Annotated in this window: 18 protein-coding genes; 11 read left to right on the top strand and 7 right to left on the bottom strand. The window is 70.0% G+C overall.

All coding sequences use genetic code 11. The annotated features are described in order from the left end of the window. Positions 1-206: 206 nt before the first annotated feature. Entirely contained in the window at positions 207-671 is a 465-nt protein-coding gene (locus NOSIN_RS18665) for an ATP-binding protein (protein WP_193371937.1), read from the bottom strand. 274 nt (positions 672-945) lie between these two features. On the opposite strand from NOSIN_RS18665, the gene NOSIN_RS18670 reads away from it, so the two are divergent. The 6 genes from NOSIN_RS18670 (at position 946) to NOSIN_RS28120 (ending at position 3,794) form a co-directional block, all read left to right on the top strand. After that, entirely contained in the window at positions 946-1,752 is an 807-nt protein-coding gene (locus NOSIN_RS18670; RefSeq protein WP_077691987.1) for a helix-turn-helix domain-containing protein, read from the top strand. Beyond that, on the top strand, positions 1,749-1,931 hold the full coding sequence (locus NOSIN_RS18675; RefSeq protein WP_077691988.1) for a DUF397 domain-containing protein: 183 nt from the start codon (positions 1,749-1,751) through the stop codon (positions 1,929-1,931). The genes NOSIN_RS18670 and NOSIN_RS18675 overlap by 4 nt, the downstream gene beginning before the upstream one ends. Positions 1,932-2,219: 288 nt before the next feature. After that, positions 2,220-2,762 carry a hypothetical protein gene (locus NOSIN_RS18680; RefSeq protein WP_077691989.1) on the top strand — a complete coding sequence of 181 codons (543 nt, stop codon included), beginning with the start codon at positions 2,220-2,222 and terminating at the stop codon, positions 2,760-2,762. Further along, a complete protein-coding gene (locus NOSIN_RS18685; RefSeq protein WP_077691990.1) occupies positions 2,759-3,235 on the top strand; it encodes an ATP-binding protein in 477 nt (158 codons plus the stop codon). Before NOSIN_RS18680 ends, NOSIN_RS18685 begins: the two co-directional genes overlap by 4 nt. 53 nt (positions 3,236-3,288) lie before the next feature. Continuing rightward, positions 3,289-3,543: a hypothetical protein gene (locus tag NOSIN_RS28115; RefSeq protein ID WP_309232770.1), complete on the top strand. Its 255-nt coding sequence runs from the start codon at positions 3,289-3,291 to the stop codon at positions 3,541-3,543. Then, on the top strand, positions 3,543-3,794 hold the full coding sequence (locus tag NOSIN_RS28120) for a hypothetical protein (protein WP_309232771.1): 252 nt from the start codon (positions 3,543-3,545) through the stop codon (positions 3,792-3,794). The genes NOSIN_RS28115 and NOSIN_RS28120 overlap by 1 nt, the downstream gene beginning before the upstream one ends. Before the next feature lie 68 nt (positions 3,795-3,862). Here the strand turns inward: NOSIN_RS28120 and tsaD are convergent, their stop codons facing one another. From tsaD to alr, 5 genes are all read right to left on the bottom strand, one after another. After that, positions 3,863-4,903, bottom strand: coding sequence for a tRNA (adenosine(37)-N6)-threonylcarbamoyltransferase complex transferase subunit TsaD (gene tsaD / locus NOSIN_RS18695; protein ID WP_077691991.1), 1,041 nt, complete (start codon positions 4,901-4,903; stop codon positions 3,863-3,865). After that, positions 4,896-5,330: a ribosomal protein S18-alanine N-acetyltransferase gene (rimI, locus tag NOSIN_RS18700; protein ID WP_171986676.1), complete on the bottom strand. Its 435-nt coding sequence runs from the start codon at positions 5,328-5,330 to the stop codon at positions 4,896-4,898. The genes tsaD and rimI overlap by 8 nt, the downstream gene beginning before the upstream one ends. A gap of 38 nt (positions 5,331-5,368) precedes the next feature. Next, on the bottom strand, positions 5,369-6,046 hold the full coding sequence (tsaB, locus tag NOSIN_RS18705; protein ID WP_077691993.1) for a tRNA (adenosine(37)-N6)-threonylcarbamoyltransferase complex dimerization subunit type 1 TsaB: 678 nt from the start codon (positions 6,044-6,046) through the stop codon (positions 5,369-5,371). Between the two features lie 10 nt (positions 6,047-6,056). Then, positions 6,057-6,569 carry a tRNA (adenosine(37)-N6)-threonylcarbamoyltransferase complex ATPase subunit type 1 TsaE gene (tsaE, locus tag NOSIN_RS18710; protein WP_077691994.1) on the bottom strand — a complete coding sequence of 171 codons (513 nt, stop codon included), beginning with the start codon at positions 6,567-6,569 and terminating at the stop codon, positions 6,057-6,059. Between the two features lie 236 nt (positions 6,570-6,805). Next, entirely contained in the window at positions 6,806-7,936 is a 1,131-nt protein-coding gene (alr, locus tag NOSIN_RS18715) for an alanine racemase (protein WP_077691995.1), read from the bottom strand. A 218-nt stretch (positions 7,937-8,154) separates the two neighbouring features. Between alr and NOSIN_RS18720 the strand changes: the two genes are divergently transcribed. From NOSIN_RS18720 to NOSIN_RS18740, 5 genes are all read left to right on the top strand, one after another. Further along, the gene (locus NOSIN_RS18720; RefSeq protein WP_077691996.1) at positions 8,155-8,868 is read left to right on the top strand and encodes a DUF6069 family protein; all 714 of its coding nucleotides are present in this window, start codon (positions 8,155-8,157) and stop codon (positions 8,866-8,868) included. A 680-nt stretch (positions 8,869-9,548) separates the two neighbouring features. After that, positions 9,549-9,920, top strand: a complete 372-nt coding sequence (locus NOSIN_RS18725; protein ID WP_077691997.1) for a DUF6507 family protein — start codon at positions 9,549-9,551, stop codon at positions 9,918-9,920. A gap of 43 nt (positions 9,921-9,963) precedes the next feature. Further along, positions 9,964-13,116: a hypothetical protein gene (locus NOSIN_RS18730; protein ID WP_077691998.1), complete on the top strand. Its 3,153-nt coding sequence runs from the start codon at positions 9,964-9,966 to the stop codon at positions 13,114-13,116. Further along, positions 13,113-14,003 (top strand): immunity 49 family protein, encoded by an 891-nt coding sequence (locus NOSIN_RS18735; protein WP_077691999.1) that lies wholly within the window; start codon positions 13,113-13,115, stop codon positions 14,001-14,003. Before NOSIN_RS18730 ends, NOSIN_RS18735 begins: the two co-directional genes overlap by 4 nt. A gap of 143 nt (positions 14,004-14,146) precedes the next feature. Continuing rightward, positions 14,147-15,577: a DUF6177 family protein gene (locus tag NOSIN_RS18740; protein WP_077692000.1), complete on the top strand. Its 1,431-nt coding sequence runs from the start codon at positions 14,147-14,149 to the stop codon at positions 15,575-15,577. Here NOSIN_RS18740 and NOSIN_RS18745 read toward each other — a convergent pair. Next, a complete protein-coding gene (locus tag NOSIN_RS18745; protein ID WP_077692001.1) occupies positions 15,564-16,796 on the bottom strand; it encodes an ROK family transcriptional regulator in 1,233 nt (410 codons plus the stop codon). The genes NOSIN_RS18740 and NOSIN_RS18745 overlap by 14 nt on opposite strands. Positions 16,797-16,889: the final 93 nt, after the last annotated feature.

The following is a 16,889-nucleotide window of genomic DNA, read 5'->3' on the forward strand; positions in this document are numbered from 1 at the left end:
CGACACGGCTTCACCTGCTTCCCTCATCTGAGCTGCTGATACGTTCCGGAGAATCGGAAGTATCCACGGTGTTCACCCGATTACCGAAACTGACGATATCGAGGAAAGAAGACACGTATGGCGGGCTGCCCCTGTGAACTGGGGTGATGTTTCGGACCTGGCCGGAAGCGGCCACGGCACGAGACCCGCAGGGCGGGAAACAGGGCTCACCCGGCGGCACGCTGGGCCGGGACCTCCAGCCGGACCGGGACCTCCAACCGGGCGGTGTCCGCCGGCTCACCTGCGGGCACCGGGGACCCACCCCCGCGCGGGTCCACCACGGCCCACACGGTGATCGGGTGTCCCGGCAGGCCGAACCACCCCCAGCCGGCGGCCAGGCGGTCGACCAGGCGCAGGCCGAAGCCCGCCCCCAGGTCGGGGACGGTGGGCACCGCTCCCGGGAGGGCGCCGTCGTCGGTCACCGCGAGCCAGAACATGCCCCGGTAGCCCTCCATCTCCATGCGGACGCGACCGCAGGGACCCCCGGAGGCGGTGTGGCGCAGGGCGTTCGTGTGCAGCTCGGACAGAACCGCGATGAGGGGATAGGCCCGGTCATAGCTGAGCTTGGTGCCGTGCCAGCACCACAGCCGGGCGGAGGCCACCTGCTGCGGCAGCGATCCCCAACTCACCATTCGGACGCCCGGAACCCGGGATGGAATCCTCTTCGGGAGTTCCGCACTCCACTTCTCCCCACCCACGCCGCCACCGTCCCGCATCGCTTCCGCTCCCCTCGACCTGGGCTTCTCCGTCGCAGACCAGCTTGGCCGCAGGCCGCTCTCCCGGCCTCCTCCAATGGAGTTTCCGCGAAATCCCATTCACGCGGATGGAGTTCCTGCGAAAATCCATCGCGTGAAAGAAAAGAACGGTAGTACCTTTTTGTCCATTTCTGGTATGCGAATATCAGGCATGGCGAAGGTGAGCACCGACATCAAGGAACGCTGGGGCTGCGTCCTCCAGCGGCGGCGCGAGGCCTGCGGGATGACCCAGGAGACGCTGGGCCGCGCCCTCGGGGTGAAGGGCACCGCGGTGTCCAACCTGGAGCGCGGCCGGACCACCCCGGCGCGGGATGTGCTGGCGTCCCTGGACAAGGCCCTCGGGACCGGCGACGAGCTGGCCCAACTGTGGGAGGACCTCGTCAAGGAGGGCAAGATCCCGTGGCTGGGCCAGATGGAGGAGCTGGAGAAGAAGGCGGCCTCCATCCTGGAGTTCCACCCGTTCCTGGTTCCCTCGCTGCTCCAGACGGCGGACTACGCCACCGCGGTCATGCGCGCCGTCACTCCGTGGGAGCCGCAGGCGAGGACCGAGGCGAGCGTGCGTGAGCGGATCGCCCGGGGAGAGCGCTTCCAGAGCGCGGACACCCCGGTGATGATGGTGGTGATCGGCCGCGCGGTCCTGACCGAGCCGATCGACCACGGGCCCGTCATGCGCGGGCAGTTGGAGTACGTCCATGCTCTCGCCAAACGTGAGCGGATAACCTTGCAGATCACGGAAGAACCTCTACATCCCGGACTGGTCGGACCGTTCACGGTGCTCGATCCTCCTCCCGAGCGGGAGCTCGTGTACGCGGAATCGGCCCACAAGGGCCAGTTCATCCACGATCCCGACGCCGTGGGAGAGTTCAAGCTGAGGTTCCACCGCTTGCAGGCAGCGGCGATGCCACCGGGCCAGTCGCTGCGGCTGGTCGAAGAGACGATTGAGGGATTTGCGCCATGAGTGACGTCCAGTGGCACAAGAGCAGCTACAGCGGAGGCTCGCACCAGAACTGTGTGGAGGTCGCCGAGGGCCCCGAGCACACCCTGGTCCGCGACACGCAGTACCGCGACCACGGCCACCTCGCCTTCGAGGGCCTCGCCTGGTCCGGCTTCCTCTCCTCCGTCAAGAGCGACCGCTAACCGCGTCGATCCGGCCCCTGTTCCCCGTCGTGGGAGCGGGGGCATTTCTGTGCCCTATGCCCGGATAGAGGCTTTTGTGTTTTTAGCGAGAAAGATTCTCCCAAGCCACCTCACCTGGGAGAACGCACCAATCCAGAATCTTTTCCGCGTTACTTCGCGGTAGCCGCGCCGTCCACACTCGAAATGCCTTACGCTTTTCTCCAAAACCACGAATGACCCCGCGACGGTTGGAATCCGCCCGGGGTCGTGGCCAGCAACTCCATCCCTTCAAACACAAGGATTGCCAGCATGCGCCAGTTTAGCGCTGCCCTCCTCAGCCGTGCCCTGGGCCCGCTGATCGCCTTTCTCTCCTCCCCGTGCGGACGCCACTCCGCGGTGGCCGGTCGCCGCCGCCGCTCCACCCGCGTGCGCCGCTACGCTCCCCCGCCGCTTCCCGCGCCCACACCCGCACCGCGTCTGGCAGCCCCGCGAGAGGTCGTTCCGGCCGAGGACGTCGCCCTGGTCAGGCCCTACTTCGCCGCCCACGAGCGCCTCCGCACGGCCCAGACCCGCATCCCAGAGCCCCGCGTTCCCCAGCCCCGCCGCCCCGGGCCCGAGACCGACGAGGTGGCGCGCGGGTTCGCCCAGGTCCAGGAACGCGCCGCCGCCATCCTCCAGCAGTGGTCGGCCGCCCCGGACGGCGACCTGCTCTCCGGTCCCGCGCCCCGGTTCGGGGTGGTCAGGCCCCCGGAGCCCCCACGGCCCGACACGACCGGTGAGTTCGCCGAACTGGCCGACCTGACCCGCATCTGGCTCGACCAGCGGCGGCGGTGCGAGGAGATCCCGGCATGAGCGGCCCCGTGCGCTGGGAGCACCGCGTCTACTCCGGGAACCTCCGCGAACTCGCACAGGTCAGGAACGACCTGGCCGCCGACCTCGCCGGGTTCGACCCCGACCTGGTCGCCGCCCTCCAACTGTGCCTGTCGGAGCTGTTCGCCAACGCCGTCAAGTACACCGACTCCGGCACGGAGCACGGCGAGGTCGTCCGCACCCTGTCCCTGCCCGGCCCCGCCGCCCTGCGCCTCTCGGTCAGCGACTCCGGCGGCGGTGGCGGCCTCCCGCGCATCCCGGTCGAGCGCGACGGCGACGAGTGGGACTGGGCGGAGGGACAGCGCGGCCTGCTCCTGGTCCAGAACCTGTCCCGCGCCTGGGGCCACCACCCGCTCGTCCCCTGGGGCGACCTGGGCACCAACGTGTGGGCCGAGTTCGCCGTTGACCCGGCCACCGTCCCGCAGGGTCTGCGCCCCTACGTCTTCACCCACTGACCTTTTGGGGCCACGGAATTCCCCTCGGCCTCACAACAACAGCAAGGAGTGCTGTGCCCAGCGAAGAACACGAGATACCCCTGCAACTCATCCGGAACGCCCCGGAGGTGGTCGTCCCCCTGCTCCGCGACGCCGCCGGCTTCGAACTGCCCGAGCACACGGAGGCCTCCATGACCTCCTCCGAGTGCACCGACGGCAAACCGCGCGTCTACACCAGCGACGGAGCCGTGGTACTGCGCAACGGCACCGAGAAGGTCCCGGCCGTGGTGGTGGAGCACCAGCACGTCCGGGAGAAGGAGAGGACCTGATGTCCGTGGGAACCTACAACTGGCAGAGCGACTTCGCGCGTAAGTACGTCGGCATCGGCCGCGAGGAAGGCCGCGAGGAAGGCCTTGAAGAGGGACTCGCCCAGGGCGTGGTCCTCTTCCTCACCGCACGAGGCTTCGAGGTCTCCGACAGGACCCGTCAGCGCATCGAATCCTGCGACGACCTCGACACTCTGAGGACCCGGGTCCACAGGTCGGCCAAGGTCGACAGCCCCGAGGAACTCTTCGACTGACGCCGGGCACCGGAACCACTCGGGGTGGGAAGCAGCCGCTCCCCACCCCGCACGTGTACGCCGATCCGCTATATCGCCAGCGGGGACTCCACCGGCAGGGACGTGTCCGTGGCCAGGTCCAGGGCCGACGGCGGCAGGCCCGCGGCCACGACCTCGGCGCCCAGGGCGGCGATCATCGCGCCGTTGTCCGTGCACAGGCGCGGGCGCGGGACGCGCAGTTCGACGCCGGCCTCCCGGCAGCGCTGCTCGGCGAGCGCGCGCAGCGCCGAGTTCGCCGCCACGCCACCGCTGATGACCAGTGTGCTCACCCCGTGCTCCACGCAGGCGTCCACGGCCTTGCGGGTGAGAACGTCCACCACCGACTCCTGGAAGGCGGCGGCGATGTCGGCGACCACGAGGGGCTCACCCCTGCGGTCGGCGTCCTCCACGTGGCGGGCCACGGCGGTCTTGAGCCCGGAGAACGAGAAGTCGTAGGTGCCGTCGCCCCACTTGCCGCGCGGAAACCGGATGGCCCGGGAATCACCCTTCTGGGCCGCCTTGTCGATGGGCGGCCCGCCCGGGTAGGGCAGTTCCAGCAGGCGCGCCACCTTGTCGTAGGCCTCGCCGGCGGCGTCGTCCACGGTGTCGCCGAGGGAGACCACCTCGGTGGCCAGGTCGTTGACCAGCAGCAGCGAGGTGTGGCCGCCCGAGACCAGCAGGGCGATCGCGGGCTTGGGCAGCGGCCCGTGCTCCAGTTGGTCCACGGCCACGTGTCCCACCAGGTGGTTCACGCCGTAGAGGGGCTTGTCCAGGGCCATGGCGTAGGCCTTCGCTGCGGAGACGCCCACGAGCAGGGCGCCCGCCAGGCCCGGCCCGGCGGTCACCGCGATCGCGTCCACGTCCGACAGCTTCGCCCCCGCCTGTTCCAGGGCCCGCCGCACGGTCGGGGTCATCGCCTCCAGGTGCGCGCGGCTGGCCACCTCGGGCACCACACCGCCGAAGCGGACGTGCTGGTCGACGCTGGAGGCGACGGAGTCCCCGAGCAGCTCGCAGCCGCGTACCAGGGCCACGCCGGTCTCGTCGCAGGACGTCTCGATCCCCATGACCAGGGGCAGGTCACGCTCACTCATGGCTTCCCTCCCCGGCGACACGCCGCATGACGAGGGCGTCCGCACCGTTGTAGTACCCGCGCCGCACACCGATCTGCACGAAGCCGAACCGCTCGTAGAGCCTCTGTGCGCGCGGGTTGTCCGAGCGCACCTCCAGGAACATGTGGGTGACGCCGCGCCGGGCGGCCTGGTCGAGCAGCTCGGTGAGCAGCGCGCCGCCCACACCCCTGCCCCAGACCTGCTCGGAGACGGCCATGGTCTGCACGTCGCCCTCGGGCGGGACGAACCGCAGCCCGGCGTAGCCCACGACCGCGTCACCGGACGCGGCCACCACGTAGTGGCGGGTGGGTTCGGCCAGCTCGCCGCGGAGCATGCCCTCGCTCCAGGCGTCGAGCGGGAACAGGGTGCGTTCGAGGGTCATGACGGCCGGAACGTCGGCGTCGGTCATCTCACGCAGGCGCACACCGGTCACACCGGTCGTTTCGGTCACTTCACCCACTGGCGTACCTTCTTCGGGGCACCGGGCTCCACCGCGTCCGGGCGGCGCAGGTAGAGCGGGTTGGGCTCGGGCAGTTCCTCGCCCCGGCGCAGGCGCAGCAGGGCGAGCTCGGCCATGGCGGCGGCGTCCGGGTGGAGCGGGTCCACGGGGGCGGATCCGACGCCGAGCACGTCGGCGTACATGTGGGCACCGCCGCCGACCAGCGGCAGGCCGCCGGTGTCCAGTTCGGCGGGCCGGTCGACGCGCACCTCGCCCACACGGGTGAGGTGGTCGTCGTAGCGCGCCCAGAACACCTCCTTGCGGCGGGCGTCGGTCATGGCGACGAAGGGCTCGGTGCGACCGGTGGCGAAGGCCAGGGCGTCCAGGGTGGCGACCCCGTGGCAGGGGACGCCGAGGGCCTCGGCCAGGGCGTGCGCGGTGGCCAGCCCGACCCGCAGGCCGGTGTAGGGGCCGGGGCCGACGCCGACGGCGACGTGGTCGAGGTCGGCCAGGGCGATCCCGGCCTCCTCGGCGATCCGCGCGATGGTGGGGCTGAGCAGCTCACCGTGGCGGCGGGCGTCCACGGAGCTCGCGGTGGCGCGCAGGGTGAACTCCCCGTCGGGTCCGCTCTCGCCGATGGCGGCGGTGACCGCCGGGGTGGCGGTGTCGAAGGCCAGGAGAAGCACGGGCGGCCGCCTATCCGCGCCCGGCGGCGGTGCCGGGCAGGTCGGTACCGGTCCAGCGGGCGCCGACGGCGCGCAGGTGGACGGTGCGGGTGTCGTCGGGGTGCCGTTCGATGTGGATCTCCAGCCGCTCGTCGGAGAGCCCCTCGGCCACGCCCTCGCCCCACTCGACCACGGTGACGGAGTCGGGGAGGGTCATGTCCAGGTCGATGTCGTCGATCTCGTCGGCCCCGCCGAGCCGGTAGGCGTCCACGTGCACCAGGGAGGGGCCTCCGGTCAGGGAGGGGTGGATCCGGGAGATGACGAAGGTCGGGGAGGTGACCCGTCCGCGCACGCCCAGGCCCTCGCCCAGGCCCTGGGTGAGTGTGGTCTTCCCCGCGCCGAGCGGCCCGGACAGGATCAGCAGGTCACCGGGGCGGGTGAGTGCGGCGAGGTCGCGTCCGAGGGTGCGCATGGCCTCGTCGGTGGCGGCGGTGACCTCACCGACGGTGTCCGCACCTGGAGTGGTTGCTGTCGCGTCTGTCATCGGCTCGCTGCTCGTTCGGATGTGGTGGACGGTTCGTGGCTTGCGGGACGCGCCGGGTCGGGCGTGTCCCGATGGGCGCGTCGGAACGCGTTCCCTGTCCAGATTAGGCGGGGCGGAGGGGAGCCGTGACCGGATCGCGGCGATCGGTCGGGCGGTCGTGCCGAAGCCGTGCCCGGTGAGGCCGAGCCGTGCCCGATCACGCCGACCCGGCGCGTGTCCCCGCGTACCGCCTCCGCTCAGGCCGGGGCGCCGACGTATTCACGCGGGACCCGGACGCCCACCCTGGTGACGATCTCGTACGGGATGGTGTCCAGGATCCGGGCCCAGTCCTCGGCGGTCGGGACGCCCGGGTCCTCTCCGGGATCGCCGAACAGCACCGCGTACTCCCCGGCCTCCACCGTGTCGTCGCCCACATCCACAACGAACTGGTCCATGCAGACTGTTCCCGAGATGACGCGGGACCGGCCGCCGAGCAGGACGGGGCCCTTGTTGGTGGCCGCGCGGGGGACGCCGTCCGCGTAACCGAGCGGCACCAGGGCCAGGGTGGTCTCCCGGTCGGTGACGTAGCGGTGGCCGTAGGAGACGCCGCTGCCCGCCGGGACGCGCTTGGTGAGGGCGATCCGCGAGCGCAGCGTCATCGCGGGGCGCAGCCCGGTCGCACCGAAGTCCGGGATCGGGCACAGGCCGTAACCGGCGATCCCGCCGCGGACGAGGTCGAACCGCGCCTCGGGGAGGGTGAGCAGCGCCGCCGAGTTGGCGATGTGCCGGACCTCGGGGTCCAGGCCGGCCTTGTCGGCGATCTCCAGCGCCTCGTGGAACCGGGAGAGCTGGAGCGCGATGGAGGGGTGGCCGGGTTCGTCGGCGCAGGCGAAGTGCGACCACACGCCGCAGACGCGCAGGTGCCCCTCGTCCTCGGCGCGGGCGGCGGCGTCCACCAGGTTCCGCCAGTCGGCCGGGTTGACCCCGCCGCGGTTGAGGCCGGTGTCGGCCTTGAGCTGCACGCGGGCGGTGCGGCCCAGGCGCACCGCCTCGGCGATCACCGTGTCCAGGACCGCGCGGTCGCTCACCCCGAGGTCGACGTCGGCCTCGACGGCCTCCGCGACCGGCTCGCCCGGCGGGATGATCCAGGCCAGGACGGGCAGGGTGAGCCCGGCCCGGCGCAGTTCGAGGGCCTCGTCGATGAAGGCCGTGCCCAACCAGGTCGCGCCGCCCGCGATCAGGGCGCGGGCCGCGGGGAGCATGCCGTGCCCGTAACCGTCGGCCTTGACCACTCCCATGAGCGGGGTGCCGCCGGCGCACTCGCGGAGCAGCCGCGCGTTGTGGGCGATCGCGTCGAGGTCGACGCGGGCGTGCGCGAAGTGAGACATGGTTCCAGTGTTCCACGTGCTGAGCACCGGGAGTGGACGGACGGCAGAGGTGGTCGGGCGGGGCGGCGGGACGGCGGGCGGAGCCGTGACCGCTTTCGCCGGTGTTCCAGGGCATGCGGGCTGACCAGGCACGACGCGGGTTTTCCCGGTTACCCGTAGTACATGGACACATGCGGGGTAGTACCGGAACTCGAAGCACAGTATCTGGGGGTACTGGCATGACCGAGATCGGAAATGAACGACCTGTCAACACCACACGCCTGTGGTCGGGGGGGCTGGCCACGGCCGTCGTCGCGGCACTGGTGATCTTCGCGGGCACCCTGGTCTTTCGCGGAGTGTTCGGAATCCCGGTGCTCGCCCCCGAGGACGCCGGGAACCTGGGCGACGCGAGCACCGTCGCGTACGCCCTCATGGCCGCCGTCGCCGCCCTGCTGGCCACGGGTCTGATGCACCTGCTGCTGCTCAGCGCACCGAGGGCGCTGAAGTTCTTCGGCTGGATCCTGGGCCTGGCGACCGCGATCGCCGCCGTCGCCCCGTTCAGCGAGGCCGCCGGGACGCCGAGCCAGATCGCCACGGCCGTGATCAACCTGGTCACGGGTATCGCGATCATCACCCTCCTGCGGAGCGTGGCGCGCTCGGCCACCCTGAGCAGCAGGTCGGTGGCCACCGACCCCGCGCACACGGCGCGGGCGTCGGAGGCCAACGTCAGGCCACTCGGGGAGACGGAGCCGATGCCCAGGGACGAGACGCAGCCCGTGGACCCGAAGGAGCCCCCGCAGGGTGAGGACCCCGTTCTGCGACACGAGGGAATCCTTCCCGACGTCAGGCAGGACGAGTACCGCAGGAACCAGGTCCGCGCCCAGGAGATGGACGCGGAGGCGGAGCGGGCCAGGCAGAGCCGAAGGGCTCCGGGCGACGAGCACGCCGGGTAGCCCGAGACCCCGGCGACCCGTGGCGTCCCCCTGACCCGTGGCGCCAGAGGGGGGCGGAGCCGAGCGGCTCCGCCCCCTTCCGCGTGTCCGGGCCCCGGGGAGCGGTGAAGGCGCGGCCCCCGCCCTCTGCGGGCGGGACCGCCCCGAGTTCCCGTGGACGGCGGGGCACGGACGCCCCCGGGATACGGACAGGGCACGGCGCCGCGGTCGACGGTTCCCCGCGGTGTGCCCCGGCCCCGGCCACGGAGCTTGGTCCCTGACCCTCGGCCCCTTGGCCCCTGAGCTCCCTGGCTCCTTGGCTCCCTTGGCCCCTGGGCTCCCTGGTCACGGAGTCTGGCACTCTGGCCTCCCTGCCCTCCTGCCCCTGGTCACGGAGTCGGCGCGCCCGCGACGTACCCCCGTGTCCCGGATCACCCCAGGGGGCCGGATGTGGCCACACCGGCCCCTCTGCCGCTTCGCACCCTGCCTGACCTCCCCCGATCGCCACGGGAGCACCCTCCAGCCCCGTGTCCAGCGCTGAAACGCCACGGGCGGAATGTCCGACGTGACGACAGAATCAGGACGGGTCCTACTCTCCGCACACCTTCCAGGACCAAAGGTGAGTCCCCGCGGAGCGAGGACGGCGCCGTGCCCCCACGGCGAGCAGCCCTCTCCCCCGGTCCGCGTAAGGAGTGATCCAGGTGTCCGGTTGGAACATCCGGCCCGCAGACGTCGGCGCGGTGCTCTCCAGCACCGCCGCGCACATCGGTGACGAGGAGGGCACCGAGGGGCTGACCGGCCACATCAAGGACATCGAGGGACACCTCACCGACCTCAGCACCGGGGTCAGGAGCGTTCCGGTCAGCATCGCCCTGGGCGAGTTCGCCGGGCACTACTTCGGCGTCATGGGCGACATGGTCTCCCAGACCATCAGCGGCCTCACTGGAGCCGGCGACGCCACCACCGCCTACGTGAACGGCAACCACGAGATGGCGCTGGAGGCCCAGAGCAACGCGGGCGTGGTCCCAGAACCCGTGACCCAGCCCGGCGGCGGCCCCAACATGATCCGCTGACCTCCTTCCCCCGCCTCCCCTCCCCCACCAGGAGCCCCTCACCGTGTTCGACGGCCCTCCCATCGACTGCGACGGCAAGATCAATCCCTCGGCGTTCGCCGTTCCCGAGGCCGTGCCCACCGAACTGGAGGAACTGGCCCGCAGCCTGCGCGGCTCCGGAGTCGACGTCGCCGGAAGCGGCGAGGACATCACCTCCTCCTGGGCCGGGTTGTCGGAGTGCTACACCGCTCCCGAGGCAGAGACCCTCTACAGCGCCCTGTCCCCGGTCTCCAGCAGCGGCATCGTCATCGAGATGGCCACCGACCGTGTGGCCGGGGCCATCGAGGACTTCGCCGAGAGCGTCCGCAGCCTCAAGATCCGCTGGAACGGCCTGACCACCCGGTCCGAGGCTTTCCTGGCCGAGATCGCGGACGACGAGGACTGGGACGAGGCCGACGGCTTCTTCGGCGACCAGAGCGAGAACGTCGACAAGAACACGGCGCTCATCGAAGAGGCCGCCCGGTTGACCGCCGAGTACAACGAGGCCGAACGCACCTGCGCCAACAAGATCAACATCGGCATCGACGGACGCACCGAGTTCGTGGAGGGCTCCGAGGTGGGTGCGAACGGCCCGGCCGCGGGCGAGTTCGTCTACGGCCTCGACGCCGACCTGTCCGGCGTGCCCATGGAGTGGGGCACCCCGGCCGAGGTCGACAGCAGTTGGGCGGTGGACGTCGGCGACGCGGTGTGGGACTTCGGTGTCGGGGCGGTCGAGGGCACCGGCGCGATGGTGGGCGCGCACAGCTCCGAGGGCTGGTTCGAGATGTCCTGGGGCGATGCCTTCTTTGAGTACCACGAGGACAACATGCAGTCCGCGGCGTCGCTGGCGGGCATGTACGACGCCGAGTCCGACAGCTACGGCTGGGCCGGTGGCGACGTGGCCGTCTCGGCGTGGAAGGACCTGGCCCACTCGGTCGTGCCCTGGGAAGAATGGGGCGACCGCCCCGGCTACGTGATCGGCACCGCCGTGCTCAACATCGGCGTCATGGCGGCCGGAGCGGCCCTGTCGGCCACGGGCATCGGCTCGGTGGTCGGTGTGCCGCTGATGGCCTGGCGCGGGATGGCCATCCTCGACGGCATGGGCGGCCGCGGCGGCTCCGGGAGCGGATCCGACGGCGTGTCCGGCGCGGACACGGGACTGCCCGCGAACATCCCCGGCTTCGGCGGCAGCGGCTCGCCCGTGTTCAACCTGGATCCCGGTCTGTTCACCAGCGGCAACGCCACGTCCGCCCAGTTCGCCGACATGAACTCCGCCCTCAACCGGCTGCTCGGCACCGTCCACGACTCCCCGTCCACCGGTGGGGCTCCCGAGGCCCCCAGGGGCCAACCGGTCTCCGACACCTCCGACGAACAGCCCGCGCGCAAGCCCCGCCCGAACGGGGTCGGGGGCGACTCCTCCGGCGAGTCGGGCGAGTCGGGCGAGGGCGCCGAAACGGACCCCACCGTTCAGCAGATCAACGACACCGAGGGACTGCTGGACGAGCTCGACCGGCTGACCGGTGTCAGGAACGACCCCGAGAACACCACCGATGTCAGCCCGGACGCCAAGAAGGACCCCGGCGCGGACTGGGAGGGCGGGTGGTTCGCCGAGGACATGCCCGACCTCGGCGAGCTCACCCCGGAACAACGCGCCAACACCGGGCACGGTCCCGACGAGCCGGACCGGGCCCTCGCGCGCGTCGGCGGTGACGGGGACGGGGACACCCTGGCCGCCTCCCGGGACCTCCCGGGCTCCGCGCCGGACGCCAGGTTCGACCTCACCGGCGTCGGCGGCGAACGGTTCCCCGAGACCCCGGACGATCACCACGATGACCGCAGCACCGACCTGCGCGACGACAGGCCCGGCGTCACCAACCGCACGGAGACCACGCCCTCCCGGGACGAAGACACTCCCGGGGACCGGGACAGCGCCCGCGACGACTCCACCGACCTCCGCACCACGGATTCGTCCTCCTCTGATTCCGTGTCCCGCAACGGCGACAACAGCTCCAGCGACACTCCCTCGGAAACGCCGCACCACAGCTCGGACTCAGACGGATATCCCCAGAGTGAGTTCAAAGAAGACAAGGACGCCGATCTTCAGACCAGGAAGTTCGACGGAACATCCAGAAGGGATATCAATAGAGAAATTTCCCAAGAAATAGAACTGAAGCCAGATACGCCCCACAAGGAGTTCGCAAAGAGATTTACAGACTTCCTCAACAAGAAAATTGCAAACGGGGAAGAGAGGTACTTCCTCGAATTTTACAACAGCAATGGGAGTAGATTCAGGATTCAGCGTGAAATTTTCGGATTCAAAATTCCGCAGCTAACCAGCATCAACGGCTCTGCTCCCTGGTTCGCCATGGAGACGTTGCCCGAGCCAGACACGCCCGACTATCGCACACTTAACGACAGAGTTTATTTCTCAGCCGAGAGCAGCAGTAACACGACCTCAGAGATGGACGAGCACGCCGAGCGGCGAAGAGAAGCCATCAAGGAGGATCTTGTTGCAGAGAAGGAGCTTAAGGATAAGCGGGAGGAGCACAAGGACTACCCTGGCGACCATCCGGAAGTACTGCAGGCGGACATAGAACACAGTCCGCTCCACAACAGAATGACCAAAGATAGCGAGACGTACGGAGAAGAAGGCGCCAAGGTAGCGGTCAAGGACCTGTTCGACGGCCTTCACTCACTCCCCGGAAAAGACGGAAAGAATATTGACCTTCCTGAAATCGACGCCACAGAACCCTACAAGACCCCCGGGGCACCAAAAAGCGGAAACTACCAGTTCGACCAAATTTGGCCCCTCAAGGATGGTGGTATCCTCATTGTCGAGGCCAAGAGCAGCCAGTCGACCTCCCTTGGCGAGAGAACCATTCCGGTAGGCGACCAGCCCAAGCGAGTTTCCCAAGGGACTCCCGAGTACCTTGAAGCGACCACGGAAGACATGAAGAGGAGAGCCCGAGAGAAACCGATTGGAGAGCCGAATGAACTGGACATAGCAGAAATGATCGAAACAGCACGAGCCCAAGGGAAGCTCTACTATGCAGAAGTAAAGGGCATCACTCCAGAACAAAAGCAGAAGACCCTCGGCGAAGAACCCGAAGAAGGAGAAAAGCACTCCGGGTACAGCATTGGCCTTTTCGAAATCCCAAGAAGAAGAGCTATAAATTGACGTTCCGCATCGAGCGCCACGACATCAGCAACCCCAACTACCCCCAGTTCATCGCCAGGGTTCCCGAAAGGCGTAAATTCTATGTGCAATGGCTGATCGACTCGCCCTTTGACGCGGGAGGCCCTCTGAGCGGAGTTAAAGATCAGGCCGAGTTGTGTCTATCCATGGACACCGATGTGGACAAGCTGGAGACCTGGGAGGCCTGGGTCACCTATATGCAGATGAGCGAGGCCGCTCTCGCCGTCTCCACCACCGAGCCGGGCACCAGACTCACCCGAATGATCGACCACCAGGAACGCACCCTGACCGCGGTCGAACCCGACTACTTCACCAACGCTGGCAACTGGCTGACCGCGTTCTACCTGGCGGTGACCTGCCGTGACCAGGAACGCTACCGTTCCCTGTGCCATATCCCCGTCGAGACCCTGCGCCAGGCCGGGGAGAGCCGGGGAAGTCAGTACAACCCCTACATCTACCACCTGGTCGAAGCCTTGCAGGCCTTCGTCCTCAACCGGCCCGGGCTGGGAGAACACCTCCTCAAGGCCATGGAACTGTCCGACCCCGCGAACGCGGAAATCGGTACCACTGAGGTCCTCAACAAGCTGACCTTCCCGCCGTTGAACACCCTGATGCATCTGGTGCGGCGCAACAGCGACAAGTTCAACGAAGCCCTGGCAGAAGGACTGGAGTTGTTCCGCTCCTTCCGCACCGCCAACGAAGAACGCGCCAAGTCAATCGAAGGCGGAACCTCCATCCCCCTTCTGGCTCTGGCCTGCCTGGCCTACGACACTGCTGGGCAGGATCCCGCCTTCCACTTCGACGTCGAATCCGGCTACCTGCCCAAACACATCCTTGAACGCTCCTGGTACGGAGAGTTTCCCATCTGAAGGGACACGGGGGCCCTGTGAAGACATCCCGGGCGACAAAGTCCTCCTCCCACTCCTCGGGTGGCCCTCCCAACAACGTGGGCACCACCCCTTCCCCCGTTTCCCGTGCCTCTCACGAAAATCCTCGTTCCTGAAGGACCCCCTTGAGCCACGACGTCGTCGCCCTGCTCGCCGAGAGCCCCGGCCGCCGCTCCCTGATGGACGCGCTGGCCGCCGCCGGCCCCGACCTGCGGGTCCGGCTCATCGCCGAGGGCACCGTGGTCCACCTGCGTGACGGATCCGGCCGCCTGGTGCTGGCCGTGCAGGCGGCGCAGCGGCTCGCGGTGTCCGCCGAGGCCGACCGCCTCCTCACCGACGGGATCAGCGACGGCCTTCCCGCCCAGCCCCTGTGGGTCGAGGTCCGGGCGACGGAACCGCCCGGCACCGACACGGCGGCGACGGCACGGCGGTTCGCCCACGCACTGGTCGAGCGGCACGGCGGGGTGGTGTGGGAACCCGAGTCCCGCCTGCCCCGGGACGACGCGCACCTCCTCGGGGCCACCGACCACCCGGCGGTCAGCGTCCTCACCGCGAGGAACGCCGTACTCGTGCAGGACCGGCCGCTGGTCCCCCTGTCCAGCTGGCTGGTGGACGCGCTGGCCGAGCACGGCCGCCGAGGCCTCGGCCTGCAACTGGTCACCCCGTCCACGAGCCTCGTCACGCACGCGCTGCGCTGGTTCCTCAGCCGCCCCGGAGCCACGTGGGCCGTACGGGCCCCGGACGGGCGCCACTACGACGGCTTCAACGGCCTGCCGCTGGTGTGGGACCCGGCTACCGGGTTCGTGCCCGACCCGGGGGTGGACGCCGGGGAGGGCCCGAACGAGGCCTTCCGGGCGTCGGCGGACGAGGACCTGGGCACCCACCTGCACGTGGACCTGCGGGTCGACCACCCGGTCGACGAGCACCTCGAACTGGGCGGCACCGTGGAACTGCTCGCCGAGCACCTGGCCGGGGCGCCTCCCGCGGTGTGGGGCGTGTGCGAACCCCTGTCCCGGGCCTGGGACGCGGCCCAGGTCACGGCCATGGCGCGGCACCGCTCCCCGCGCGAGACCCTGCTGGCCTTCACCGGACGCCCCGGAAGCGCCCGGGAGGCCGTCGGTGTCCGGGAGGAGGGGGTGCGCCCCTTCGCCGGAAGCCTGAGGGTGTCGCGCACGCCGTCGGGGGTGCGCGAGCGGATCCTGTTCTCCGTGGGGCACCGGTCCGGGGAGGAGCCGGACCTGGAGGCCCTCACACCCCTCGTGCGCGAGCTGGCCTCACGGGACGGCCTGCGCAGCATGACCGTGCACCGTGCGCTGGGGCGCGCCGACCTGGCGTACGCGCCCCGCTGGGCGGGTGTGTCCGTCCCCGTGGGCCTGGCCGTGGGCTCCGAGGGAGTGCTGGAGGCCGGCAGGAGGAGGGCGCTGGCCGCACCGGTGGCGGGCACCGCCTTCGGCTCGCCCATGACCCCGCTGGTCTGGTACCGGATCGGGGACGGGGTGGAGGCGGACGGCTGGGACCGGTTCCGGGAGCTGATGGACCACCTCAGGCCCCGTTGACGAGCGCCCCGCTGATGAGGGCGTCCGCGTGCTCGGGGCTCAGGCAGTGCTCGATCACCATGACGGCGGCTCCGACCACGCCCGCGCTCTCCCCCGCCACGGACGAGACGATGTTCAGGTGCTCGGTGGCCAGGGGCAGCGACCGCTGGTAGATGACCTCCCGGACCCCGGCGAGCAGGTGGTCCCCGGCCAGGGCGAGCGCGCCGCCGATGACGATGACCGACGGGTTGAACATGTTCACCGACGCGGCCAGGACCTCGCCTATGTCGCGGCCCGCCTGGCGCAGCGCCCGCAGCGCGGGCACCGACCCGTTGCGGGACAGCTCCACCACGTCGCGGGCCCCGCTCGCGGGCACGCCCTCCCCGGTGAGCGCGGCGGCCAGGGCGGCGCCGCTGGCCACGGCCTCCAGGCACCCGGTGTTGCCGCAGCGGCAGGGCCGCTCGGCTCCGCTCGGGACGTGGATGTGCCCCATGTCCCCGGCGGCCCCCTGCGCCCCCCGGTAGACGCGGCCCTCGCTGACGATGCCGCAGCCGATACCGGTGGCGACCTTGACGAAGAGCAGGTGGCTGGCCGCGGGCCAGGCGGTGTGGTGCTCCCCGATCGCCATGATGTTGACGTCGTTGTCCACCAGGACCGGCACGTTGAGCTGGTCGTGGACGTAGCCGGGGACGTCGAAGTCGTCCCACCCGGGCATGATCGGCGGGTTGACCGCGCGCCCGGTGGAGTGCTGGACCGGCCCCGGAAGGCCGATGCCCAGGCCGAGCAGTTCGTCCACCCGGCGCCGCGCGCCCTCCAGCAGGCCGCGCCCCCTCTCCACGACCCAGTCCAGGACGGGCTCGGGGCCCAGAGCGATGTCCAGGTCGGCGCGCTCCTCGGCGAGCACCGCCCCGGACATGTCGGTGAGGGCGAGCCGGGCGTGGGTGGCGCCCAGGTCGGCGGCCAGGACCACGCGGGCGTCGGGCCGGAAGGAGAAGGTCGTGGGCGGCCTGCCCCCGGTGGAGACGGCCTCGCCCGTCGGCCCGATGAGTCCGCTGGAGAGCAGGGCGTCCACGCGCTGGGTGACGGTCGAGCGGGCCAGACCGGTGACCGAGGCCAGCTCCGAGCGGGTGCGCGGCCTGCCGTCGCGCAGGAGCTGGAGCAGGGTTCCCGCACCCGGTGCGGTGGTCGGAGCGACGGTCAAGCCTTGTCCCCCCGGGCGAGTCAGCGCGTCTTCCGTCATACGAACAGTGAAGCACAGGATCTATTGACCGGTCGGCATCAGCCTACTGTGCGTCAGCCCTTCAACTTATGCTTGACCATCGTCAGAAGTCCG

The sequence above is a fragment of the Nocardiopsis sinuspersici genome (assembly GCF_001998325.1).
Lineage (GTDB): Bacteria > Actinomycetota > Actinomycetes > Streptosporangiales > Streptosporangiaceae > Nocardiopsis > Nocardiopsis sinuspersici.